Raw genomic sequence first — 23,872 nt, 5'->3', positions numbered from 1 at the left:
ATGGACGCACAAACACTGGACAGTTTAAAGCAAACCTTTGGCGACCGTGCTACTGCCGATGCATTCGAGCGCAGTTTTTATGAGCGGGATCTGGCGCCTGTACCGGATTTTTTAGTCAAACCAATTGCCGCTACCCTGCCGGATATTGTTATCAGGCCCAAAACCACCGCGGAGGTAGCCTGTATCGTTAAGACGGCTGCGGAACAACAGATTCCGGTAACGACCAGAGCGGGGGGCTCTACCGTCTATTTCAACACGGTGTGCACCCGTAAAGGCATAATTGTCGACATAAACGGCCTGGACGGCCTGGTGGCTGTTGACAAAGAAAATAGCGTTGTCAGGGTGGGGGCCGGCCTGACCTGGTGGAACCTGGAGCGGGCGTTAAACAGGGCGGGCCTGGCGGTCTGTTCCTATCCGAGCAGCGCCCAGTCCGCTACTGTTGGCGGCTGGCTGGCTATGATGGGTTATGGGCTGGGCAGTTTGAAATACGGTCCGGTAATCGAACAGGTTATTTCCGCCCAGGTAGTTTTGCCTGACGGCAGTGTCCGGGAATTAAACAAAACAAGTCAGCCGCCGGTAGCCTGGCTGGCGGCTGCGGAGGGGACACTGGGCATTGTCACCGAAGTTGAATTGCAGGTGCGCCCCTGCCCGGAAAGTGAGTGGCATGGTTTGGCCGCCTTCGCCGATGCCGGGCAAATGCAGAGCTTTATTGAGCAGGCTGCAGCCTTACGCAGCAAACCCTTTAATCTGCATTTCAGCGATCCGGCCTGCAACTCGCTCCGGCAGCGGCTGGGGCTGGCCAGCGAACAGGCCGCTGCTGCCTACACGGTTGCGTTCGACGGGGATGGCACCAAAGCGGAAACCGGGGCGGCACGCCTGGATTATTACCGCTGTTTGCAACAGGCGGACGGCCGTGATCTGGGGGAAGAAGCCGGGCACGAGTGGCAGCACCGGTTCTTTTCTTTAGTACTAAAACGGGAAGGGCCGTCCTTATTAGGGGCGGAGATTTGGCTGCCCATTCAGAGCCTGGCCGGCTATTTGGCTGCGGTGGCGGCTTTTGAAGGCAAAAAAAGGCTGGGCCTAAAAAGCTACGGGCATATTGTATCAGCAAGACACGCAATGGTCATGACCATGTTTAATGCCGATGAACGGGATACGCTTGGCTATTTGCAGGGCCTGGCTTTAGTAAAAAAGCTGCAGGACATCGGCGCCAGGCATGGCGGCACCCCTTACGGAATCGGCCTGTGGAACACGCCCTATCTGCGCCGGTGCCACACGCCGGCGGAGCTGGCCGAACTCAAACGGCGGAAGCAACTGCTTGATCCCCACAATATTATGAATCCCGGCAAACGCTATCAGCCCCCCCTGCTGCTGCAGCCGGCACTGTTTGGCCTGAGCATGGATTTGCTGGCAGCAACCAGATTACTGTACAAGGGCAAGGCAGGGAGGGACCAGCTATGAGCAGCGGCAGCTTTTATAAAAATTTGATTGACGAATGCCTGATCTGCGGCCGGTGCGGCAATTGCCGCAGTGACTGCCCGGTATATCGGGAAATCGGCTGGGAGTCGGCGGCGCCCCGGGCTAAAATTTCGCTGGCGCGCGAGTTATTTGCCAGAAACGGCGAAGGTAAGATTAGTGAGGAATATGCCAAACGCATTACCCAATGCACCCTGTGCGGGGCCTGTACCCGGGCCTGTGCCGCCAGGATCGACCTGCAAAGCCTGTGGCAGGACCTGCGGGCCAGGCTGGTCACAGCCGGCAAGGCGCCGGCAGCTTATAACGCGCTGGCCGGGAATCTGAAAAGCAGGAAAAATATTTCTACCTTCGCCAACGCCACCAGACTGGACTGGGCTGAAGACCTTGATGAGGTGCCGGACTACCTTGATCAGGAGCAGGGGGCTGAAATCGTCTATTTTGTTGGCTGTGTCTCCTCGTTTTTCCCCCGGGCCGCGCAAGTGCCGGTGGCCATGGTGCAATTACTGGCCAAAGCAGAGGTTAGCTTTACAACCCTGGGCCCGGAGGAATGGTGCTGCGGTTTTCCCCTGCTGGCGGCCGGACACGGGGCGGAGATCGCCGAGTTTGCCCGGCATAATGTGGATAAGGTGCGGAGTCTCGGCGCGAAGACCATGGTTACCGGCTGTGCCTCCTGTTATCACGTGTGGAGCCATGTCTATCCGGAGCTTGTGGGAGAGACGCTGGGGTTCCGGCTGGTGCACGCGACCGAAATGTTGTCAGAGCTGATCAAGGCGGGGAAATTAGTTCCCCAGGAACTGGCGGCAACGGTTACTTATCACGACCCCTGTGATTTGGGGCGTAACAGCGGGATTATCGGCGCACCGCGCGCGATCATTAACAGTATCCCCGGCGTTAGGTTTAGGGAAATGGCCACTCATGCCGATGAATCCACCTGCTGCGGCGGCGGCGGTAATTTGCAGGGCGCCGACCAGAGGCTGGCTGAGGCGATAGCCTGCAAACGTATCCGGGAAGCAGCGGCCACCAAGGCCTCGATCGTCGTATCCGCCTGTCAGCAGTGTGAACAGATGCTGGAGAAAGCAGCCAGAACGGAAAAACTGCCTGTACAGGTGATGGATGTGGCCGAATTGCTGCTAATGGCTGTCGAAGGGTAGTCTTGTCAGGTAGGAAAGGAGTATGACCGATGAATGGAGCTACAGGGAATTTTCCGGAAGATCTATTGTATGATATCCATTACCAGTGGATTAAAAAAGCGGGCAACAAAATTTTATTCGGCCTGACTCCTTATGGCCATGCGATCACAGGTGATATTTTATATCTGGCGTTACCACCGGTGGGCACAGGGGTGGAGGGCGGCGGGGCCTGCGGGTCGCTGGAGGCGGGAAAATGGGTAGGCCGTGTCTACGCCCCGGCCAGCGGCAGGATAACCAATGTCAATGAAGCCGTGCTTGGCAGCCCGGCGCTTATCAGCCGGTCGCCTTATACCTGCTGGTTTGCGGAGATTGAGCTGTCCCGGCCGGAGGAGATCGGTGCGCTGATGCCGGCGGCCGGGTTGCGCAGTTGGCTGGCTGAGGAAAGGAAAGCAAATGCCTAGTGTGGACAATAGTGCCGCTTTCCGGGTCCTGGATTCTGCGCCTTGCAGTGCTGCTGAACATATGGCTTTGGATAAGGTAATCATCAGTGCCCACAGTCAGGGCCATATTCCTAATACCCTGCGGTTTTTGCAGTTCAAACCCTGCGTGCTGGTGGGGGCGTTTCAAAACACGTTGTTAGAAGTAAATGTTCCTTATTGTCAGCACCATGGCATTGCTATAAACCGGCGGCTTACCGGCGGCGGCAGCCTGTATTGGGGCCGGCGGGAAATCGGCTGGGAACTGTATGCCGGTAAAAATACCCCTGGTATTCCCCGGCAGGTAGAAGGCCTGTATCGCCTGTTATGTGAGGCGATGGCCCGGGGGCTCCGGACACTGGGCCTGGCGGCCGCCTATAGGCCGGTCAATGATATTGAAATACAGGGACGTAAAATAGCCGGTACCGGCGGCACCGAGTTAGCCGATTCTTTTGTATTCCAATGCAGCTTGCTGGTTGATTTTGATGTGGAGCAAATGCTGCGGGTTTTGCGGTTCCCGCTGGAAAAACTGAGCGACAAAGCAGTCAAATCCATGCGGGAGCGGGTAACCTCGCTGAAAGAGCAGCTAGGCTATGTCCCGGCAGCCGGTTTGATTAAGCACGCCATTATAACCGGTTTACAGAAAACGCTGGGTTATGAATTTACCGGCGGCGGCCTTACTGCACTGGAAACAGGCCTGCTCAGCGAATATCTGCCGTACTTTCAGAGTGAGGCCTGGGTTTATGGCAGCGCCGGCAGGGTAGTAAATACTGTTGATTGCCTGGCCAATTATAAGGCGCCCGGCGGGCTGATCAGGATTCAGATGCGCTTGGATGAAGGTATCGGCGTCATCAAATATCTGCTTATCAGCGGTGACTTTTTTGCTTATCCGGCCAGGGTAATCAACGATCTGGAAACGGCCCTGAAAAACACGCCCATTGACAGGCTGCGGATTGCTGACCTGATTACGAATTTTTTTCTTGCCAATCAGGCCGAGATACCCGGTGTTTTGCCTGAACACTTTGTGGCGGCCATCCTGCTGGCCGTGGAGAAGGCCAGAGAAGTTCGCCTGGCCGGGCCGGAGGTTTGCTGTGAAAACAACAGCTGAACACTATGACGTGGCCGTGGTCGGGGCGGGACCGGCGGGCTGCATTGCGGCCAAACGTCTGGGGCAGGCGGGGCTGAAGGTGGTGCTGGTTGAACAGCGCCAGGTCATCGGCAGTCCTGTCCAGTGCGCAGAGTTCGTTCCCCTTGCTATTTCGCGCCACACCGCTGTGCGGGCCGGCGATATAGCCCAGCCTGTCCGGGGCCTTAAAACCTTTATCAACGGTAAGCTGGCAAGTACCCTCCGGGCCCCGGGTTATGTGCTGAACCGGGGGCTGTGGGCTGAGTATCAGGCCCGGCTGGCAGCAGCAGCCGGCGCCGCCATTATGACCGCAACCCGTGTCAGTGGTATTGACGGCAAGCAACTGACCTTGGTAAATGGTGCTCACTCCCGGGCGCTTAGGGCTGACTTTATTCTGGGCTGCGATGGCCCCTGTTCTGTCGTCAGCAAAAAATTGGCAAATGAAGCCCAGCCAATGTGCTTTGCCTTACAATATGAAAAAATGCTGGTTAAATCACTGGAATATGCGGAGATTTACTTTGACCCGGCCTATTACGGCGGCTATGCCTGGGTTTTCCCCAAAGGCAAAACCGCCAATGTCGGCGTGGCCCTCCATGCCGCTTATAAAGATAAATTGAAAGCTGCCCTGGCGGATTTCTGCCGGCAGCTTATTGGCGGAGGGAGAATACAAGCCGGGGCGCCGGCCGGGGCAACCGGCGGCCTGATACCGGCCGGCGGCCTGGTAAAAAATCCGGCCAATGACCATATGCTGGTTGCCGGTGATGCGGCCGGCTGTACGCATCCCATTACCGGTGCCGGCATTATGAACGCTGTTGTCAGTGGTGATTTGGCGGCCAGGTCAGTGCTCCTGCAAGTTAGCAGTAACGGTAGCGAGCCGGTTGCCAGGAATTACACACGCACGTTGCTTGCAGAGTACGGGACGCAGTTTGCTATTGCCAGTGAACGGTTGCTAAGCCGTAACCAGCGGTGGACAGATCAGCCGGAAGAATTCAGTGCGCTCATAAGGTCCAGCTGGATTGCTTTTCCGGAGTACTACCGGCAACAGTGAATTTTACAAAAAGAACTATTTGATATTAAGGGGGTTCCGGTCCATGGACAATATTGGCAGACAGGAAAGCCCGGATTATGTACAGACCAGCCTGGCCGGCGCTATGGCGCTGGGTCTGGAGCCAGGCAGCTTCTACCGTAACGCCTATCCGGGCAGCCTAAATTTATTAATGACCTATCAGGACGGCTGCCGGGCTAATTGCAGCTATTGCGGCTTAGCCAGAGAACGGTGGGCCGAGCCTGATGAACATACCTTCATCAGAGTAAAATGGCCGGTTTATGAGCTTGCGGATATTATCGGTATTTTGGCGCGGCCGCCGCAGGCCGCGGCCGCCAAAGTACAAAAACTGGGCCGGATTTGTATATCGATGATTACTCATCCCCGGGCAGCGGCCGACTGCATCGATATTGTCAGGCAGTTAAGCGCCGCAAGCCCGTTACCGGTTAGTGTCCTGGCCTCGCCGACCATATTGCCGGCAGGGGGGGCTTTTTTTCAGGCGGTTAAAGCTGCCGGGGCCGACCGGGTGGGGATTGCGGTCGATGCGGCAACCGCGGCCTTGTTTGCCGGCCTGCGGGGGCCGGCGGTAGGCGGACCCCACCGGTGGGAGACTTACTGGGAGGCCGTCGAACAGGCTGTTAAGGTGTTTGGTTCCGGCCATGTCAGCGTGCACCTGATTGTCGGGCTGGGCGAAACAGAACAGGCAATGGTACAGGCCATAGACAGGGCCAATCAATATGGGGCGCAGGCTCACCTGTTTTCATTCTGTCCGGAACCCGGCAGCCGGCTGGGCGGCCGTAAGCCGCCGGCATACGGTCAATACCGGCGTATTCAGCTGGCGGCCTATCTGCTCAATAACAGACACAGTACTATCGACGCTTTTGCCTTTAATGGCCACGGGAAAATCGTTGGCTATGGCAGCCGGCTGCAGGAACTGCTGGGGGATGACCTGGCCGCGGGCGAGCCCTTCCGAACCTCAGGCTGCCCCAACCGGGAGGGGTGTGTGGCGTGCAACCGGCCGTATGGCAACGAGCGGCCAGGCCCTGATTTGCGTAATTATCCTTTTTCGCCGGATAGCAGTGATATAGATATCATTAAAGGACAGATATGGGATGAATAAAATTGCCTTTTATGCGCCAGGCGTACGGCACTATGACAATGGCTTATATCAAAATAGTGCACACTCTTTTGTTAACATAAGTATCACCGGCTCGGCGTGCCAATGCCGCTGCGAGCACTGCCGGGGCCAACTGCTCAATACTATGGTGGCCGCTGCCGAGCCGGAACTGTTGGTGAAACTGGCTGCTGATTTACGCCGGCGCGGCTGCCGCGGGGTGCTGATAAGCGGCGGGGCCTGCCGGGACGGCAGTGTGCCGTTACAGCGTTTTGCCGGGGCCCTGCAAGAAGTTGCCGCCCTGGGGTTGGCCGTTGTGGTCCATCCGGGGCTGCTGACCAATGAACTGGCCCAGGTACTGGCTCAGGCCGCGGTAACGCGGGTCGCCCTTGATTTAATCGGGGATAGTGACACAATTCGTAAGGTATATCACCTGACGCGCACCCCTGAAGACTATCAGAACAGTTTGCGAGCCGCCCGGCTGGCCGGTCTGAAGGCCTCGCCCCATATTGTCATCGGCCTTCATTATGGTGAAATTCGCGGGGAATATGAAGCGCTGAAGATGGTTGCGGCCGAGGGGGCGGAAAGCTTGGTCTTAGTACTGTTGAATCCCCTGCGGAACACCCCCATGGGGGCTGTCGTTCCTCCGCCGGCCGAGTCGGTAGCCAAAATTTTTAAGACTGCCAGGGAGCTGTTGCCGGCTATCCCGCTGGCTTTAGGTTGTGCCCGTCCGCCGGGGCTTTATGCCCGGACGATAGAACGGCTGGCGGTGGAAGCGGGGTTTGACGCCATTGCCTATCCGGCCCGGGAAACGGTAGATTATGTATATTCTCTCGGCTATACTGTGACCTATCAGGAAACCTGCTGCGGCCTACTGGCATAAGTAACGGCGCATCAAGGCCATTTTGAAAACCAAACCAGATTAAAGAATGATCTGCTTTTACGACTTCTGCAGGGGCTGGTAAAATATAGCGCTGAAGCAATACCGTGTAGTGGGTAGAATAACTGGTTATATCCCGGCATTCATTGCCGGGATTTTTTTGTAGCGCCGGTGATCGGCGAAGCTACAGTTATGGATAATTATGGAACAGAACGCTACAAACTAATGTTCCGAATGTTAATAATTATAAAAATATTGAGTTAATTACAGGGCGATTTACGGCTCCGGGTATCCTCTGCTGCTGGCACGCTTTTTGCAAAAGTAGAAGCTGTGAGGATATGGAATCCTTGATTATAAGGGGGAGTTGGAATGAAAGCAGCAGTATGGTATGGTCAAAAAGATGTGCGGGTTATGGATGTCCCTGAGCCGCCCAGCCCGCCAGCCGGCTGGGTCAAGGTAAAGGTGCAGTGGTGTGGAATTTGTGGCTCAGACCTGCACGAATATCTCGCCGGTCCGATTTTTATCCCTGTAGATAAGCCCCATGCCTTAACCGGCAGTACGGCCCCTATCATTCTCGGGCATGAGTTTTCCGGCGATGTAGTAGAGGTTGGACCTGGTGTAACCAATGTAGCAATTGGCGACCGGGTGGCGCCTGACGCCTGTCAGGTGTGCTGGGAATGCCCGCGCTGCCGGGAGCATCGCTATAGTCTGTGTGAGAAACTGGCTTTTACCGGGCTAATGACGGACGGGGCTTTTGCCGAGTATGTAAATGTACCGGCCTACACTATATACAAGATCCCCGCTGACATGTCCTATGAGGCGGCCGCCCTTATTGAGCCGCTCGCGGTAGGGATGCATGCCGTGCGGCGGGCGCCCCTGGTTCAGGGGGACACAGCGGTAATTATGGGGGCCGGGACAATCGGTCTTGCTACCCTGATGTGCGCCAAGGCGGCCGGGGCCAGTAAGGTATATACGGTAGAGGTGGCCAGGGCCAGGAAGGAATATGCCTTAAAGGCCGGGGCCACGGCTGTTTTGGACCCGACAGAGGTCGATGTGATTGCCAGGGTGAAGGAGCTAACCAATGGGGGCGCCGATGTAGTTTTTGAGTGTGTGGGCAGCGATAAAACGGCCCCTGTGGCCCTCGAACTGGCCCGTTCCGCCGGTAAGGTGGTTATTGTGGGCATCTTCGAAAAAGCCTCTGTGCTGAATTTCAACGCGTTGTCCTTTACCGAAAGAGAGGTTATGGGCTCTTTGGCTTATTACGGTGAGTTTGCGCCGGCGATTCAGCTTGTAGCTGACGGCCGGATTAACGTTGAGCCGCTGATTACCGGTAAGATAAGCCTTAATGACATTGTCGAAAAGGGGTTTGAAGAGCTGGTACATCGCAAAGAACAAAATATCAAGGTTATTGTAAAACCGTTTTAACCTAATCAGGCCAGGGCTGTAAGTTGGCAGAAACTTCATCCCTGGCCTGTTATTTGGGCATAAGGCGGCTTTAATTTGATAAATTATAGTAGCGCATTTTCCGATACAACGTACTGCGGGCGATGCCCATTTGTTTGGCAGCATGGCTGATATTGCCACTGGCACTGAGCAGGTAGTCGACGATTTGCTGGCGCTCTTTCTCGTTTAGATCTTGCTTAATCCTTTCCCGGGCGCAGATATCATCCTGCTTTGACGGTGAAGTCAGATAAAAGGCCGGTAAGCCGGCCGGCGTTACCAGGTGTTCAGGCAAATGCTCAGGCTTAATGATGTCCTCTTCGGCGATACTAATCACTCTTTCCACAATATTCTGTAATTCGCGAATATTACCGGGCCAGTGATATTGCTGTAAAAGGGTAATTACCGCCGGATCAACCTTTTTTATGGCTTTGCCCCATTCGCGGCCCATCGTATTGAGCATATACTTGAATATCAGCGGGATATCCTCCTGGCGTTCGCGCAGCGGCGGAATTTTCAGGGAGATAACATTTAACCGGTAATAGAGGTCCTGACGAAAGTTGCCTTTCTCAACTTCCTGCGCCAGATTTTTGTTGGTGGCGCAGATAATCCTTAAATCAACCGGAATAACTTTATTGTCACCCATACGCGTAATCTTCCGTTCCTGGATTACCCTGAGTAAAGCCACCTGCAACTCGAGCGGCGTATCGCCGATTTCATCAAGAAAAATCGTACCGCCCGAAGCAAACTCGAATTTTCCCGGCCTTCCTCCCCGCCGCGCTCCCGTAAAGGCCCCCTCCGTATAGCCAAACAGCTCGCTTATCATCAGCTCCCGGGGGATGGCGCCACAGTTGACGGCAACAAAAGGTCCTTTGCGTCTGGCACTCTGATTGTGGATGGCCTGGGCAAAGACCTCCTTGCCTGTACCGCTTTCTCCCTCGATAAGTACGTTGGATACGCCTGCCGCCGCCTGGGTGGCCAGTTGCACCGTTTTGCGTATGGCCGGGCCCTGGCCGATAATATTGCCGAACCGGAAGGTGGCCTGGGCGCCGCTAAGGCGGTTCACCAGATTATGCACTATTTTCATAGGGCGGAGGAGGATAACAGCACCTGACAATTCCCCCTCATCATCGACGATCGGTCGGCCGGAGGACAGACAGTGCAACCGGCCTAAGCTGGCGTCAATGAAAATTTCAAAGTCGGTATAAGCAGCCTGCAGTTTATAGATATTCTCGATAAACGGAGGTTCACTGCCCATCAGTTCTTTCACAGACTTATTCAGAAGCTCAGGCCCAGGTCTGTCAAAGATCTCTTCCGCAATCACGTTGACCTGTTTCACTATACCATTATTATCAATAATTATAACTCCGTCCGACATGGTGTTAAATATATTTTCCAGCCGGTTATACGACAAAACTATTTCCCGGGTAGTCTCTTTTAGCCGCAACGTTTGATAGGCGTTTTGGGATAAGGTGTTAGCAACTGAAAACAAAACCTTGGCCGCGGCATGGATTTTTTCTGTAGTCACTACCGGAATTTCTTTTATGGCCGCCAGGTATTTGGCGGCATCAACCCCTAATTCTTTTGCGGCCTTATGGCAGGCAGCCTGGGTTGGCGGTGTGGTCAACACCTGGCCGCCGAATATTGTGCCAAGTACCTGGCCGTGAAGGAGGATAGGGGCGGCAAAATCGATTAAGCCGGCATGGCATTGGTACACTGCCGGTTTGCCGGTTCGCACTGCCAGGGCGGCGCCGCGCATATCGTCCGCCAGACACCGTTGTAGTCCCCGCGGGCTTGTGCGGATGATTTCCTTACAAAACGTGGAAAAGCAGCTGGGACAGGTTAGCGCTTGACCCTGGTTATCTTCGATCAAGCTGGCCACACCTACGCTTAAAGCGAAATTGTCCTGAAACTCCTGCAAGAAAGCTGAGTTAATCAGGTTTTGTAATTTTACGTTACTTATCTTTATCATCAGTGCCTCCTCATTAACAGTGATGACCAAAGCAACAAGGATGGTAATGGTAATGATTACCACTAAATATATTGTAACGTAAAAATGGTTTTTTGTCTTGCAGAAAACATGATTACCGCTGCGCTTTTTATATGGGGCAGAGGCGGTTAGTTAGCAAAAATAGCCGGGGCCGGCCTAAAACAATTAGGCCGGCCCCGGCATTTCTGCTAATTTACGACATTTATTGGTTTTTCCAGGATAAAGGCTTCGATATTGCCGGCTATCAGATTGATAAGACGCTGTCTGGCCTCCAATGGTTTCCAGCCAATATGAGGGGTGAGAATTACGTTGTTCATTGTCAATAAGGGGTTATCCAGTGCCGGCGGTTCCGGGTCCTGAACATCCAGGGCAGCGCCGGCAATAGTTCCGGCCTGTAAGGCGGCAATTAAATCGCTTTCTTGGATAAGGGCCCCGCGCGAGGTGTTGATAATAAACGCCGATGATTTTACCAGGCTTAAGGTTTCTTTGTTGATAAGGTGTTTTGTATCAGGGGTAAGCGGGCAGTGCAGGGAAATAAAATCACTGTGGGCAAGCAGTTCTGTAAGGGAGACAGACTTTATTTTCGGATCGTCCCACGTTTTTGGCGTTCTATTAAAGACTAGGGCGTTCATGCCGAGGGCCCGGGCAATTGTTATTACCTGCCGGCCAATACTGCCGGCGCCAATAATACCGAGGGTTTTATTTTGAATCTCGCCATGCGGTACCAGCAGGTGTTTGGTGAAGTTGTCGTAATTGTTTTGTTTGAGCATAATCTGCTGCTGGGTTAACGAAGCACTGAGGCTCAGAATAAAAGTGATTGCCAGCTGGGCCACGGCTTCGGTACTGTAGCCGGGAATATTGCAAACCGTAATATTCTTTTCTCTGGCAGCGGCAATATCAATATTGTTGTAACCGGTACCTGCTTCGCAGATGAGACGGACAGACGGCGGAAACTGAGCAATCAAATCCTTGCCTACCGGCAACTCTTTGGTAATGACAATGTTTTGGTCTTTAATCCTGTCTAAAATTTCTTTGTCACTGCTGGCAGCGTATTTTGTCACCGTAGTTTGTTGTGTTAGCCGGGAAAAATCCAGTTTGCTGTCAAAGTCCAGCTTAGCTAAGTTAAGAAATACTGTTTTCATAGTTACCCCCCTGTATTAAGAACATTTACAAATTTAGTATATTATTGCCTCAGGAGCCTGTCAACTTATTGGCAGCTTTAGGTAATGGACAGACACTTATATATTTTGGCCGCAAACGAGGTAAACTTATAATAAGATGAATTGGTAGCAATAAAGGAGCTTGATGAGATGAAACAGTCTCTGCGGTTATTTGCCCGGTTTCTTTCCCGCTATCGGGATCTGGCTCTCCTTATTTTTCGGCTGGGCTTAGGCGGGATGTTTATGTGGCATGGCTGGCCCAAGATTATCGGCGGTCCGGAAAAATGGGCCGGTCTTGGTAAAGCGGTGGGTACTTTCGGCATTGAGTTTGCACCTGGTTTTTGGGGGTTTATGGCTAGTTTCGCTGAATTTGGCGGCGGTCTCCTGTTTGCGGTCGGTTTATTTTATCGACCGGCCTGTTTTCTGTTATTTAGTAATATGATGGTTGCGTTTATAAGTCAGATGATGGATGGCAAAGGCTTGCAGAAAGCCTCGCAATCATTGGAGGACGGGTTAAGCTTTTTTGCTGCGGCTTTTATCGGCCCGGGAAGATACAGTCTGGATTATCTGCTGGGAATTGAAGAATCGTCCGAGCCGCAAAACCGAATGGGCAGAAGATAGCGAGGGGCTGGTGTGAAATGGAATTCTTTAGAAAATTTACTTGACAAAAAACATGTGTATTGTTATATTAAACTAAAAGTAACAAAATGTTTAAAAAATACAAAAGACGTAATTGGTAATTACAATTAAATATAACTATCCTAAAGACTGTGAAGAGGAGAAGTAGCATTCAATTGCAGCGCAGAGAGCCGGCGGCAGGTGTGAGCCCGGCCTGGGGTTGAATCGTGAAGTACACCTCGGAGTTGCCAGCTGAAGAGTCCACTAAACTAAAAGTTAGTTTTTAGAATTTGGTAGGTATGGTCGGAACTTCCGCCGTTATCAGGAAGGGGGTATCGGTAAACCAGTGCGTTTTACCCGTACTCTGCAGAGGAGGAGTTGATTAGCATCTGCTAACGGCTCTACAAGGGTGGTATCGCGGGAATAAAACTCCCGTCCCTTATTTTAAATAAGGGGCGGGAGTTACTTTTTTTATGGGAGGTGATTACCCATGCTTGGATTTACCGATCCCTGGATTGCCCTGGCGTATGCAGCTTGTCTGGGGTCTACGGCTCTTTGCATTATATTTGCAGTTTGGAAAGGCAAAAAAGCAGATTAAATAGTCCGGGGAGGGAATTTTATGGATAAGCAGTTACTCTATAGCATGCTTGTAGTATATTTGGGGATAACGGTATTGCTCGGCTATCTTGGCTACCGTCATACCAAATCCGCCAAAGACTATATGATTGCCGGGGGCAATGTACATCCGGTACTGATGGCTTTGGCGTATGGCTCTACTTTTATTTCTACGTCGGCAATCGTTGGTTTTGGCGGGGCAGCCGGTGTTTATGGCATGAGTTTGTTATGGTTGACGGCATTTAACATATTCATAGGCGTTTTTGTTGCTTTTGTTTTCTTTGGTGTCAGAACCCGGCAAATCGCACACCAACTGCAGGTCAAAACATTTCCCGAGTTTTTAGGCGCCCGTTTTGATTCACTATTTATTAGAAGGTTTTCTGCGGGGATGATCAGCCTGACTATGCCGCTGTATGCTGCTGCAGTCATGATTGGCGGCGCCCGGTATATGGAAGAGGCCCTAAATATGAGTTACACCTTAGCATTAACAATATTTGCCCTCATTGTCCTTGCCTATGTCTTTTTTGGCGGACTGCGCGGGGTTATTTATACCGATGCTATGCAGGGGCTGATTATGTTTGCCGGTATGGCGGCCCTGATAGTTCTGACTTACTCTCTGCTAGGTGGTGTCACTCCTGCTCATAGCAAACTGGAAGCGTTAAAACAGCTCGTTCCTGCCGGCCTTGCTGCCAAAGGGCACCTGGGCTGGACAGCGATGCCGGCTTTTGGATCGGAGATATGGTGGTTTGTTATTTCTACTTTAATTCTTGGTGTTGGCATTGGGGTTTTGGCCCAGCCGCAGTTAGCTGTCCGCTTTATGACAGTAGCCAGTTCACAGGATATATATAAGGGGTTAAGCATTGGAGCTTTGTTCATTTTGTTTATGACCGGTGTGGCATTTACTGTCGGGGCATTATCTAATGTGTATTTTATGGAGCATGGTGGCACGCTGGCCCTGGCGGCAACCGCAGTCGGCGGGGCGGTGCCGAATGTCGATAAAATCATTCCCTTATTTATTACCCAGGCGATGCCGGAATGGCTCAAATATTTATTTTTGTTTACGTTGTTGTCGGCTGCCATGTCGACCTTAAGCGGGCAGTTTCATATTATCTCCACGTCAATTTCGTACGACTTGAATCCAAAGCAGGCACGCAGTGATAAGAAAACTTTGCTGCTGGCCCGGCTTGGTACGTTGTTTGGCTTTGTTCTCACCATTGCTTTGGCACTAAAGCTGCCGTTCGGCGTGATCGCCGTAGCTACGGCCTTGTTTTTCGGGTTGTGTACCTCGGCGTTTCTGCCTATGTATACGGCTGCGCTATACTGGCCCAAAGTTACCCCGGCCGGGGCCATCGCCAGCATGGTCATCGCATCAGCAATTTACCTCTGTCTGGTGTTATTTGTGCACGAGAAAGAAGCTACTATTTTTGGCATATGTTTCAAGCTGTTCGGGGTGAATACCCTGGCGCTTGCTCCCTGGACATATATCGACCCGCTTGTTGTCACCTTGCCGATTAGTGCTTTAGTGCTTGTTACCGCCAGTTTATTGACTCAGCCTGTACCGCAGACGGTGACTGAAGGCCGATAAATTTATAGAGAGAAGGTTAGAGGTTATGATATGGAACACTGAAGCCGAGTGCTTGGAACGAAGCAAGATGGCAGAAATGCAGCTAACCAGGTTGCGCCACGTAGTCCGGCGAGTTTACGAGAATGTTCCTTTTTACCGCCAGGCATTAGATAAGGAACGAGTAGGATTAAATCATATTCGCTCTTTGCAGGATGTGAGTTTGCTCCCCTTTACTACTAAAGACGATATCCGCAACAATTACCCCTATGGCTTATTTAGCGTACCCCTGAAAAAAATTGTCCGTTTACATGCCTCTTCCGGGACTACCGGCAAACCAACCGTGGTTGGTTATACCAAACAGGATATTGAATTATGGGCCGACATGGTGACCCGATTGGCTGTCGCCGCCGGGGCGAGGGAAGAGGATGTAGCGCAGGTAGCTTTTGGCTATGGACTCTTCACCGGCGCATTCGGGCTGCATTATGGCTTGGAACGGCTTGGCGCCACTATCGTACCTGCTTCCACCGGCAATACGGAACGGCAGATTATGATGATGCAGGATTTTGGCACTACAATATTGGTAAGTACACCGTCGTATTCCCTCTATCTTGCAGAAACTGCCCATACTATGGGTATAGATATCCGGTCGCTTACTGTCCGGTTAGGTTTGTTTGGGGCTGAAGGTTGTTCCGAAGAGATGCGGCAGGTTATAGAACGTATCTGGGGCATCAGTGCCGTCGAAAACTATGGTATGAGCGAATTGATCGGTCCTGGCGTATCAGGCGAATGTGAGTGTAAGGCCGGGCTGCACATTAATGAAGACCACTTTTATCCGGAGATTATTGATCCACTGACCGGCACACCGTTACCCTATGGTGAAATGGGGGAGTTGGTTATTACCACCATGACTAAGGAAGGCTTTCCGTTGCTGCGGTATCGGACCCGTGATATTACCAGTCTTAACCCGGAGCCATGTCAATGTGGCAGGACGCTAGTACGTATGACAAAGGTACAGGGACGTACTGACGATATGCTTAAAATTCGGGGGGTAAACGTTTTTCCTTCGCAGATTGAGAGTGTTTTAGTAGGTATCCGGGAAATTGGCCCTCACTATAATATCATTGTTCGCAAGAAAGGTTACCTGGATGATATGGAGGTTATGGTTGAGCTGGCAGATGAGACTTTATTAGAAGACTTTCGCAAACTAGAAGGTCTGCAGGATGTAATTCGACATAAGCTGCGAGTCATACTAGCGCTTGATGCTACTGTAAAATTAGTACAGCCGAGAACTATAGCCCGTTCGGAAGGGAAAGCTAAGCGAATTATAGATTTGAGAAACAAAAAAGAGTAATTGTCATATATTTGTCATATTTGCGTGGTATATTTAAGCCTGTAAAGTTAACTAGACGGCGTACCGGTGTGATAAAGCTCTAATATTTTAGTAATGCTACACCAATAATCCGGTGCGTTGTCTATTTAAATAAATCTCTTCTCTGCCGCTGCCGACTGGTAGTGGTATTTTATTTTGATCGCCTGTAGATAGAAAGAGGTTAACTCATAAAATAACTTGACATAATGACAAGTTCATGCTAATCTATAAAGGTCGCTAATCGGCGGCGGTAATAATTGGCAAGATATTAGTGTTGACATAAATAAATGAAAATGCTATTATATTATTCTGCCGGTTAACAAAAACCGCAACCAACTAACGGTTTCAGACAAAGCGTATCGTCCATGATACGCCCGTGACACTAGTGCATCCATGCACGTCGTTCCCTGAAAACTGAACAATGTAAAGAAATGCATCACACAAATGCCAGATGTGCGGTGTGCTGCTTGCAGCACAAGCAAAACAAATTTGATTTAATTGAGCCGATAAACGGCTTCAATATATATAGTCGTAACCGACTATGCACTTTATTGGAGAGTTTGATCCTGGCTCAGGACGAACGCTGGCGGCGTGCCTAACACATGCAAGTCGAACGGACGGTTTGGATGTTGGACTTTGGATATTGGAAATTGGAAAGAGAGAACGGGGGTACCCCTGGTTGCTTATCCAAAATCCAGCGTCTAAAGTCCAACATCCAGAAGTTAGTGGCGAACGGGTGAGTAACGCGTAGACAACCTGCCTCTTAGCTGGGGACAACACCGCGAAAGTGGTGCTAATACCGAATGTGGTAACTCGGTTGCATAACGGAGTTAAGAAAGATGGCCACTCTGAAGAAGCTATCGCTAAGAGATGGGTCTGCGTCTGATTAGCTGGTTGGTGAGGTAACGGCTCACCAAGGCGACGATCAGTAGCCGGTCTGAGAGGATGAACGGCCACACTGGGACTGAGACACGGCCCAGACTCCTACGGGAGGCAGCAGTGGGGAATCTTCCGCAATGGACGAAAGTCTGACGGAGCAACGCCGCGTGAGTGAAGAAGGCCTTCGGGTCGTAAAGCTCTGTCGTTTGGGACGAACGTGGTCTATGTGAATAATGTAGACTAATGACGGTACCAAAGGAGGAAGCCACGGCTAACTACGTGCCAGCAGCCGCGGTAATACGTAGGTGGCAAGCGTTGTCCGGAATTATTGGGCGTAAAGGGCGTGTAGGTGGCCTGGTAAGTCGTGTGTCTAAGTGCGAAGCTCAACTTCGTATGGGCGCAGGAAACTGCCAGGCTTGAGTGCAGGAGAGGAAAGTGGAATTCCCAGTGTAGCGGTGAAATGCGTAGATATTGGGAGGAACACCAGTGGCGAAGGCGACTTTCTGGACTGTGTCTGACACTGAGGCGCGAAAGCCAGGGGAGCGAACGGGATTAGATACCCCGGTAGTCCTGGCCGTAAACGATGGGTACTAGGTGTAGAGGGTATCGACCCCTTCTGTGCCGGAGTTAACGCAATAAGTACCCCGCCTGGGGAGTACGGCCGCAAGGTTGAAACTCAAAGGAATTGACGGGGGCCCGCACAAGCGGTGGAGTATGTGGTTTAATTCGACGCAACGCGAAGAACCTTACCAGGGCTTGACATTGAGCGAAAGGTTCAGAGATGAATCCCTATCTTCGGATACGCAAAAACAGGTGGTGCATGGCTGTCGTCAGCTCGTGTCGTGAGATGTTGGGTTAAGTCCCGCAACGAGCGCAACCCTTATCCTTTGTTGCCAGCGCGTAAAGGCGGGAACTCAAGGGAGACTGCCGCAGAGAATGCGGAGGAAGGCGGGGATGACGTCAAGTCATCATGCCCCTAATGTCCTGGGCTACACACGTACTACAATGGGCTTAAACAAAGCGAAGCAAGCCTGCGAAGGTAAGCAAAACGCAGAAATAAGCTCTCAGTTCGGATCGGAGGCTGCAACTCGCCTCCGTGAAGTCGGAATCGCTAGTAATCGCAGGTCAGCATACTGCGGTGAATACGTTCCCGGGCCTTGTACACACCGCCCGTCACACCACGAAAGTCAGTCACACCCGAAGCCGGTGGGGTAACCGGTCTGGATATTAGACTTTAGATTTTAGACATTGGATGAACAGAATACGCAGTATTCTACCATAATCCAACATCCACCATCTAACGTCCAATATCCAGACAGGGGCTAGCCGTCTAAGGTGGGGCCGATGATTGGGGTGAAGTCGTAACAAGGTAGCCGTATCGGAAGGTGCGGCTGGATCACCTCCTTTCTAGGGATAAGCAGAGATAAGCAGCGAACCAGGTTGTTGCGAGCCGAGAGGCGAAGCAAGAAGCTGAGTGAGTCGCTTAGTTCCGAGTGGTAGCGAGGAACATCATAACCGCGCTACCTCCCAAGGTCGGTACATTTGGCAGATGCACACCCTTTACATTGTTTGGTTTTGAGGGAATGGCTGTGTTAGTAAAAGTTACTTGTTGCAAAACACAAGCAACGATGCTAACATAGATATTCCTGAAAACATGTTCCTTGAAAACTGCACAGAAGAAAGCAAAAGTAAAATTACCTCTCATATGCAAATATGTGAAGTAACTTAACGAAGCGCAATTAGGATTTATGTAAATGACTTAATCTTAGTCACAAGCTAAGTTTAAGTTGAGGCGGAGACTGGCTAGAAGGTGTCAGCTGCTAGGCGCCCCGGAAACCCGAGCCGTGCCGCGTACTCGCGTACGCAAACAATCGGGTTGAGGAGCAACAACGCAGATGGCGGCTTATAGACAGTCGGAGCAAGAAGTCAAGTTAGTAAGGGCATACGGTGGATGCCTAGGCGCCAAGAGCCGAAGAAGGACGCGGTAAGCTGCGAAAAGTCATGGGGAGCCGCAAGCAGGCCCTGATCCATGAGTCTCCGAATGGGGGAACCCAATGGTGGTCATGCACCATTACCTAACTTAGGTTAGGGGGGCACCCGGGGAACTGAAACATCTAAGTACCCGGAGGAAAAGTAATCAAATGACGCAGCCGCAAGGCTGCTAATGCTGGAGGCCCCCAAAGGGCCAACAGTGCGAGATTCCCTAAGTAGCGGCGAGCGAACGGGGAAGAGCCCAAACCTGTTTGGATGTTGGAGATTAGACATAGGACATTGGATAAAAGGAACGTAAAATATTCTTAGACTTCCAACATCTAAAATCTAACATCCAACATCCAAACAGGGGTTGAGGACTGACAACAATCAAATCAGGCTTAGCCGAATCATCTGGAAAGATGAGTCGCAGAAGGTAACAACCCTGTAGGCGAAAAGCAGAGTTTGAGGGTCAGAATCCAGAGTACCACGGGACACGAGGAACCCTGTGGGAAGCAGGGGGGACCACCCTCCAAGGCAAAATACTCGTGGCGACCGATAGCGCATAGTACCGTGAGGGAAAGGTGAAAAGCACCCCGGGAGGGGAGTGAAAGAGAACCTGAAACCGTATGCCTACAAGCAGTCGAAGGCCCGTATGAGGCTGACGGCGTGCCTATTGAAGAATGAACCGGCGAGTTACAGTATCCAGCAAGGTTAAGTGGCAGACACGGAGCCGAAGCGAAAGCGAGTCTAAAGAGGGCGAAAGTTGGATATTGTAGACCCGAAACCGCAGTGATCTATCCATGGCCAGGTTGAAGCGCAGGTAAAAATGCGTGGAGGACCGAACCCGTGAGCGTTGAAAAGCTTTGGGATGAGTTGTGGATAGGGGTGAAATGCCAATCGAACGCGGAGATAGCTGGTTCTCCCCGAAATAGCTTTAGGGCTAGCCTCAGGAAATTAAGTACAGACGGTAGAGCACTGATAGGGCTAGGGGCCTAATGGGTTACTGAACCTTGTCAAACTACGAATGGATGTACTCGAACCCTGGGAGTCAGACTACGAGTGATAAGACCCGTGGTCAAGAGGGAAACAGCCCAGACCATCAGCTAAGGTCCCGAATGCCGTACTAAGTGGCAAAGGATGTGGAGATACAAAAACAACCAGGATGTTGGCTTAGAAGCAGCCACCATTGAAAGAGTGCGTAATAGCTCACTGGTCGAGTGTCGCTGCGCCGAAGATGTCCGGGGCTAAAGTACGGAACCGAAGCTATGGCATTCCTAACGGAATGGGTAGGGGAGCGTTCTATACACGAAGAAGGTATACCGTAAGGAGTGCTGGAGAGTATAGAAGTGAGAATGCCGGTATGAGTAGCGAAAAGACAAGTGAGAATCTTGTCCACCGAAAGCCTAAGGATTTCTGAGGAAGGATCGTCCGCTCAGAGTTAGTCGGGCCCTAAGCCGAGGCGAAAAGCGTAGGCGATGGACAACTGGTAAAAAGTCCAGTACCACCTGGAATCGATTGAGCGAGGGAGTGACACAGGAGGGTAGGCAAGCGCGAGGATGGAAATTCGCGTCTAAGCTTGTAGGGTGCATCACAGGCAAATCCGTGATGCTAAAACCTGAGGAGTGATGGGCAGCTGTTAGAGATAATGGCGAAATTGCTGATCCCAGACTGTCAAGAAAAGCTTCTAGTGAGAGACCAGGTGCCCGTACCGTAAACCGACACAGGTAGGCGGGGAGAGAATCCTAAGGTGCGCGGGAGAACCCTCGTTAAGGAACTCGGCAAAATGTCCCCGTAACTTCGGGAAAAGGGGAGCTTGTAAACCGTGTAGATCAGAAGCGAACGAAGCGGGAATGAGTTGCAAAAAAGAGGCCCAAGCGACTGTTTACCACAAACACAGGTGCCTGCTAAAGCGAAAGCTGACGTATAGGTGCTGACACCTGCCCGGTGCCGGAAGGTTAAGAGGAGAGCTTAGAGCAATCGAAGGTTTGAATTGAAGCCCCGGTAAACGGCGGCCGTAACTATAACGGTCCTAAGGTAGCGAAATTCCTTGTCGGGTAAGTTCCGACCCGCACGAAAGGTGTAACGACTTGGGCACTGTCTCAACGAGGGACCCGGTGAAATTGAAATACCTGTGAAGATGCAGGTTACCCGCGACTGGACAGAAAGACCCCATGGAGCTTTACTGCAACCTGACATTGAGTTTTGGTAAATGATGTACAGGATAGGTGGGAGACAGGGAAGTATGGACGCAAGTCTGTATGGAGTCGATGTTGGGATACCACCCTTTATTTACTGGAGTTCTAACTCAAGGAGTAACGAAACTGAGGACAGTGTCAGGCGGGCAGTTTGACTGGGGCGGTCGCCTCCGAAAGAGTAACGGAGGCGCCCAAAGGTTCCCTCAGCGCGGCTGGAAATCGCGCGAAGAGTGTAAAGGCAGAAGGGAGCTTGACTGCAAGACAGACAAGTCGAGCAGGGACGAAAGTCGGGCTTAGTGATCCGGTGGTACCGAGTGGAAGGGCCATCGCTCAACGGATAAAAGCTACCCTGGGGATAACAGGCTAATCTCTCCCAAGAGTCCATATCGACGGGGAGGTTTGGCACCTCGATGTCGGCTCATCACATCCTGGGGCTGAAGTAGGTCCCAAGGGTTGGGCTGTTCGCCCATTAAAGTGGTACGTGAGCTGGGTTCAGAACGTCGTGAGACAGTTCGGTCCCTATCCATCGCGGGCGTAAGAGACTTGAAGGGAACTGCTCCTAGTACGAGAGGACCGGAGTGGACGGACCGCTGGTGTACCAGTTATCCCGCCAGGGGTAGAGCTGGGTAGCTACGTCCGGAAAGGATAAACGCTGAAAGCATCTAAGCGTGAAACCAGCCTTAAGATGAGGTCTGTCATTCGCAAGAAGTAAGGCCCCTTGAAGAAGACAAGGTAGATAGGCCAGAAGTGGAAGTGGAGCAATTCATGGAGCGGACTGGTACTAATAGGCCGAGGACTTGACTTAACCTCGTTTGCACGACGTGCAAACATAAGCAGCGAACCAGCTTGCCGCGAGCGAAAGCGAAACGGGAAGATGTGTGAGTCGCTTAGTTAGAGCGGAGCGATAACATCCATAATGTATGTTGTAACTCCGAGCTGGCAACCAGTAAATTACTATTGCGCAAATCTTTCTTCTGTGAAGTTTTCAGGGAACAAAGAGATAATTAGGAGGTTCCGCGCTCCGCTTGGAACTAAGCGATTCACGCAGGTTTCCGCGTCGCTATCGCTCCTAAAAACCTGGTTCTCTGCTTATGGTTCTCTGCTTATCTTTAAGTGATTCTGATTATTTAAAAATATTTACTTCATGATTATTAAGTAAATACATGGAGTGGTACTCAAGTGGCTGAAGAGGACGGTTTGCTAAATCGTTAGAGGTCGTGAGGCCTGCGTGGGTTCAAATCCCACCCACTCCGCCATAAGCAGCGAACCAGGTTCTCACGAGCCGTTAGGCGAAATGAGAACCTGAGTAAAATCGCTTTATATTTCCGGCCCGTTGGTCAAGCGGTTAAGACACCGCCCTTTCACGGCGGTATCAAGGGTTCGATTCCCTTACGGGTCACCATAAGCAGCGAACCAGGTTCTCACGAGTCGATAGACGAAATGAGAACCTGTGTGATAAGCAGAGAGCCAGATTTTTAGGAGCGCAGCGACGCGGAAATCTGTGCGAATCGCTTAGTTCTGAGCGACAGCGATAAGCAGAGAACCCAAGAAGGCAAGCCGTGAGGCGAAGACTGATTGGTGTGAATCGCTTAGTTCTGAGCGGTAGCGAAGAACCTCCTTTCCCAAAATCCAAAATATGGGCGATTAGCTCAGCCGGGAGAGCGCCTGCCTTACAAGCAGGATGTCGGCGGTTCGATCCCGTCATCGCCCACCATAAGCAGAGAACCAGGTTCTTACGAGCCAATAGGTGAAGTAAGAACCTGAGTGAATCGCTTAGTTCTGAGCGACAGCGAAGAACCTCCTTAATCCTGTTATCAACTTTTTGGCCCTGTGGTGTAGCGGTCTAACATGCCGCCCTGTCACGGCGGAGATCGACGGTTCAAATCCGTTCAGGGTCGCCATAAGCAGCGAACCAGGTTCTCACGAATCAATAGATGAAATGAGAGCCTGAGTGAGTCGCTTAGTGAAGAACATTAAGTTTTAATATATTGACTCCGTAGCTCAGCTGGATAGAGCGTTTGACTACGAATCAAAAGGTCGCAGGTTCGAATCCTGCCGGGGTCGCCATAAGCAGCGAACCGGGTTCTCACGAGCTGATCGGCGAAATGAGAACCCGAATGAGTCGCTTAGTTCCAAGCAATATTCATAAGCTGGAGGGATTCCCGAGTGGCTAAAGGGAGCAGACTGTAAATCTGCCGTCTTTGACTTCGGTGGTTCGAATCCACCTCCCTCCACCATTTAAGGATCTATAGCTCAGTTTGGTAGAGCATCCGGCTCATAACCGGCGGGTCCTAGGTTCAAATCCTAGTAGATCCACCAATTACATGCGGTCGTGGCGGAACGGCAGACGCGCTAGCCTCAGGAGCTAGTGGGGGCAACCTCGTGGTGGTTCAAATCCACTCGACCGCACCATAAGCAGCGAACCATATTCTTGCGAGCCACGAGGCGAAGCAAGAATATGTGTGAGTCGCTTAGTTCTGAGCATAGCGAAGAACCTCCTCTATTTACCTAATTACATGCGGTTGTGGCGGAATCGGCAGACGCACCATCTTGAGGGGGTGGCGCTCACAAGGCGTGTGAGTTCAAGTCTCACCAACCGCACCAGTAAATGTCAATAGCATGATGTATAAATAGTTATTGACATAGACAAATAAAAATGCTATTATAGTTTTCGGTCGCTAATTAGGTGACGCATCAAAAGCGTATCCCCCTGATACGTCTGTGATCCTAGCGCATCCATGCGCGTCGTTCCCTGAAAACTGAACAATGTAAAGAAATGCATCATACAAATGCCAGATGTGCGGTGTGCTGCTTGCAGCAC

14 protein-coding genes, 9 tRNA genes, 2 rRNA genes and 1 other annotated feature are annotated in these 23,872 nt (G+C 51.6%); of the genes, 23 read left to right on the top strand and 2 right to left on the bottom strand.

Features of this window, described 5'->3' with window-relative positions:
- From SPTER_RS14745 to SPTER_RS14710, 8 genes are all read left to right on the top strand, one after another.
- Entirely contained in the window at positions 1-1,461 is a 1,461-nt protein-coding gene (locus SPTER_RS14745) for an FAD-binding oxidoreductase (RefSeq protein WP_144351074.1), read from the top strand.
- Complete coding sequence (locus SPTER_RS14740) at positions 1,458-2,627, top strand: (Fe-S)-binding protein (protein WP_144351073.1); 1,170 nt, start codon at positions 1,458-1,460, stop codon at positions 2,625-2,627. The genes SPTER_RS14745 and SPTER_RS14740 overlap by 4 nt, the downstream gene beginning before the upstream one ends.
- A 29-nt stretch (positions 2,628-2,656) precedes the next feature.
- Complete coding sequence (locus SPTER_RS14735; protein WP_144351072.1) at positions 2,657-3,067, top strand: glycine cleavage system protein H; 411 nt, start codon at positions 2,657-2,659, stop codon at positions 3,065-3,067.
- Positions 3,060-4,190 (top strand): lipoate--protein ligase, encoded by a 1,131-nt coding sequence (locus SPTER_RS14730; protein ID WP_144351071.1) that lies wholly within the window; start codon positions 3,060-3,062, stop codon positions 4,188-4,190. The genes SPTER_RS14735 and SPTER_RS14730 overlap by 8 nt, the downstream gene beginning before the upstream one ends.
- Complete coding sequence (locus SPTER_RS14725; RefSeq protein ID WP_170233288.1) at positions 4,174-5,256, top strand: geranylgeranyl reductase family protein; 1,083 nt, start codon at positions 4,174-4,176, stop codon at positions 5,254-5,256. Before SPTER_RS14730 ends, SPTER_RS14725 begins: the two co-directional genes overlap by 17 nt.
- A 43-nt stretch (positions 5,257-5,299) precedes the next feature.
- The gene (locus SPTER_RS14720; RefSeq protein ID WP_144351069.1) at positions 5,300-6,373 is read left to right on the top strand and encodes a radical SAM protein; all 1,074 of its coding nucleotides are present in this window, start codon (positions 5,300-5,302) and stop codon (positions 6,371-6,373) included.
- Complete coding sequence (locus SPTER_RS14715) at positions 6,366-7,250, top strand: radical SAM protein (protein WP_144351068.1); 885 nt, start codon at positions 6,366-6,368, stop codon at positions 7,248-7,250. The genes SPTER_RS14720 and SPTER_RS14715 overlap by 8 nt, the downstream gene beginning before the upstream one ends.
- A 366-nt stretch (positions 7,251-7,616) precedes the next feature.
- The gene (locus SPTER_RS14710) at positions 7,617-8,672 is read left to right on the top strand and encodes a 2,3-butanediol dehydrogenase (protein ID WP_144351067.1); all 1,056 of its coding nucleotides are present in this window, start codon (positions 7,617-7,619) and stop codon (positions 8,670-8,672) included.
- 70 nt (positions 8,673-8,742) lie between these two features.
- On the opposite strand, the gene SPTER_RS14705 is transcribed toward SPTER_RS14710, so the two are convergent.
- Both SPTER_RS14705 and SPTER_RS14700 read right to left on the bottom strand, forming a co-directional pair.
- Complete coding sequence (locus tag SPTER_RS14705; protein ID WP_144351066.1) at positions 8,743-10,659, bottom strand: sigma 54-interacting transcriptional regulator; 1,917 nt, start codon at positions 10,657-10,659, stop codon at positions 8,743-8,745.
- A 206-nt stretch (positions 10,660-10,865) separates the two neighbouring features.
- Positions 10,866-11,819: an NAD(P)-dependent oxidoreductase gene (locus SPTER_RS14700; RefSeq protein WP_144351065.1), complete on the bottom strand. Its 954-nt coding sequence runs from the start codon at positions 11,817-11,819 to the stop codon at positions 10,866-10,868.
- Between the two features lie 168 nt (positions 11,820-11,987).
- On the opposite strand from SPTER_RS14700, the gene SPTER_RS14695 reads away from it, so the two are divergent.
- From SPTER_RS14695 to SPTER_RS14630, 15 genes are all read left to right on the top strand, one after another.
- Positions 11,988-12,458, top strand: coding sequence for a DoxX family protein (locus SPTER_RS14695; RefSeq protein WP_144351064.1), 471 nt, complete (start codon positions 11,988-11,990; stop codon positions 12,456-12,458).
- 140 nt (positions 12,459-12,598) lie between these two features.
- Positions 12,599-12,898, top strand: a binding site (T-box leader).
- 47 nt (positions 12,899-12,945) lie between these two features.
- Positions 12,946-13,053, top strand: a complete 108-nt coding sequence (locus SPTER_RS25940) for a symporter small accessory protein (RefSeq protein ID WP_425474275.1) — start codon at positions 12,946-12,948, stop codon at positions 13,051-13,053.
- A 21-nt stretch (positions 13,054-13,074) separates the two neighbouring features.
- The gene (locus tag SPTER_RS14690) at positions 13,075-14,655 is read left to right on the top strand and encodes a sodium:solute symporter family protein (protein WP_144351063.1); all 1,581 of its coding nucleotides are present in this window, start codon (positions 13,075-13,077) and stop codon (positions 14,653-14,655) included.
- A 25-nt stretch (positions 14,656-14,680) separates the two neighbouring features.
- A complete protein-coding gene (locus tag SPTER_RS14685; RefSeq protein WP_144351062.1) occupies positions 14,681-15,985 on the top strand; it encodes a phenylacetate--CoA ligase family protein in 1,305 nt (434 codons plus the stop codon).
- Between the two features lie 566 nt (positions 15,986-16,551).
- Positions 16,552-18,289 (top strand): 16S ribosomal RNA (locus SPTER_RS14680).
- Between the two features lie 517 nt (positions 18,290-18,806).
- Positions 18,807-21,856, top strand: a 23S ribosomal RNA gene (locus tag SPTER_RS14675).
- Together the 16S and 23S rRNA genes with 9 tRNA genes alongside form the textbook arrangement of a ribosomal RNA operon.
- Positions 21,857-22,216: 360 nt before the next feature.
- Positions 22,217-22,307, top strand: a tRNA-Ser gene (locus SPTER_RS14670).
- Between the two features lie 71 nt (positions 22,308-22,378).
- A tRNA-Glu gene (locus SPTER_RS14665) sits at positions 22,379-22,453 on the top strand.
- Between the two features lie 236 nt (positions 22,454-22,689).
- Positions 22,690-22,765 (top strand) — tRNA-Val (locus SPTER_RS14660).
- 110 nt (positions 22,766-22,875) lie between these two features.
- A tRNA-Asp gene (locus SPTER_RS14655) sits at positions 22,876-22,952 on the top strand.
- 89 nt (positions 22,953-23,041) lie between these two features.
- Positions 23,042-23,118: transfer RNA gene (locus tag SPTER_RS14650), tRNA-Arg, on the top strand.
- 85 nt (positions 23,119-23,203) lie between these two features.
- Positions 23,204-23,288 (top strand) — tRNA-Tyr (locus SPTER_RS14645).
- 5 nt (positions 23,289-23,293) lie between these two features.
- Positions 23,294-23,370: transfer RNA gene (locus SPTER_RS14640), tRNA-Ile, on the top strand.
- 7 nt (positions 23,371-23,377) lie between these two features.
- Positions 23,378-23,463: transfer RNA gene (locus SPTER_RS14635), tRNA-Leu, on the top strand.
- Positions 23,464-23,569: 106 nt separating this feature from the next.
- A tRNA-Leu gene (locus SPTER_RS14630) sits at positions 23,570-23,655 on the top strand.
- Positions 23,656-23,872: the final 217 nt, after the last annotated feature.

Source organism: Sporomusa termitida (assembly GCF_007641255.1).
In the GTDB taxonomy this organism is placed as follows: domain Bacteria; phylum Bacillota; class Negativicutes; order Sporomusales; family Sporomusaceae; genus Sporomusa; species Sporomusa termitida.
Note: the sequence above shows the minus strand (reverse complement) of the source record. Positions and strands in the feature narration are given on the sequence as shown.

Coding starts and splice junctions, on each gene's coding strand:
- SPTER_RS14705 (WP_144351066.1), bottom strand. CDS start 10,659: ATGATAAAGATAAGTAACGTAAAATTACAAAACCTGATTAACTCAGCT.
- SPTER_RS14695 (WP_144351064.1), top strand. CDS start 11,988: ATGAAACAGTCTCTGCGGTTATTTGCCCGGTTTCTTTCCCGCTATCGG.
- SPTER_RS14730 (WP_144351071.1), top strand. CDS start 3,060: ATGCCTAGTGTGGACAATAGTGCCGCTTTCCGGGTCCTGGATTCTGCG.
- SPTER_RS14745 (WP_144351074.1), top strand. CDS start 1: ATGGACGCACAAACACTGGACAGTTTAAAGCAAACCTTTGGCGACCGT.
- SPTER_RS14710 (WP_144351067.1), top strand. CDS start 7,617: ATGAAAGCAGCAGTATGGTATGGTCAAAAAGATGTGCGGGTTATGGAT.
- SPTER_RS14740 (WP_144351073.1), top strand. CDS start 1,458: ATGAGCAGCGGCAGCTTTTATAAAAATTTGATTGACGAATGCCTGATC.
- SPTER_RS14720 (WP_144351069.1), top strand. CDS start 5,300: ATGGACAATATTGGCAGACAGGAAAGCCCGGATTATGTACAGACCAGC.
- SPTER_RS14715 (WP_144351068.1), top strand. CDS start 6,366: ATGAATAAAATTGCCTTTTATGCGCCAGGCGTACGGCACTATGACAAT.
- SPTER_RS14690 (WP_144351063.1), top strand. CDS start 13,075: ATGGATAAGCAGTTACTCTATAGCATGCTTGTAGTATATTTGGGGATA.
- SPTER_RS14700 (WP_144351065.1), bottom strand. CDS start 11,819: ATGAAAACAGTATTTCTTAACTTAGCTAAGCTGGACTTTGACAGCAAA.
- SPTER_RS14685 (WP_144351062.1), top strand. CDS start 14,681: ATGATATGGAACACTGAAGCCGAGTGCTTGGAACGAAGCAAGATGGCA.
- SPTER_RS14735 (WP_144351072.1), top strand. CDS start 2,657: ATGAATGGAGCTACAGGGAATTTTCCGGAAGATCTATTGTATGATATC.
- SPTER_RS25940 (WP_425474275.1), top strand. CDS start 12,946: ATGCTTGGATTTACCGATCCCTGGATTGCCCTGGCGTATGCAGCTTGT.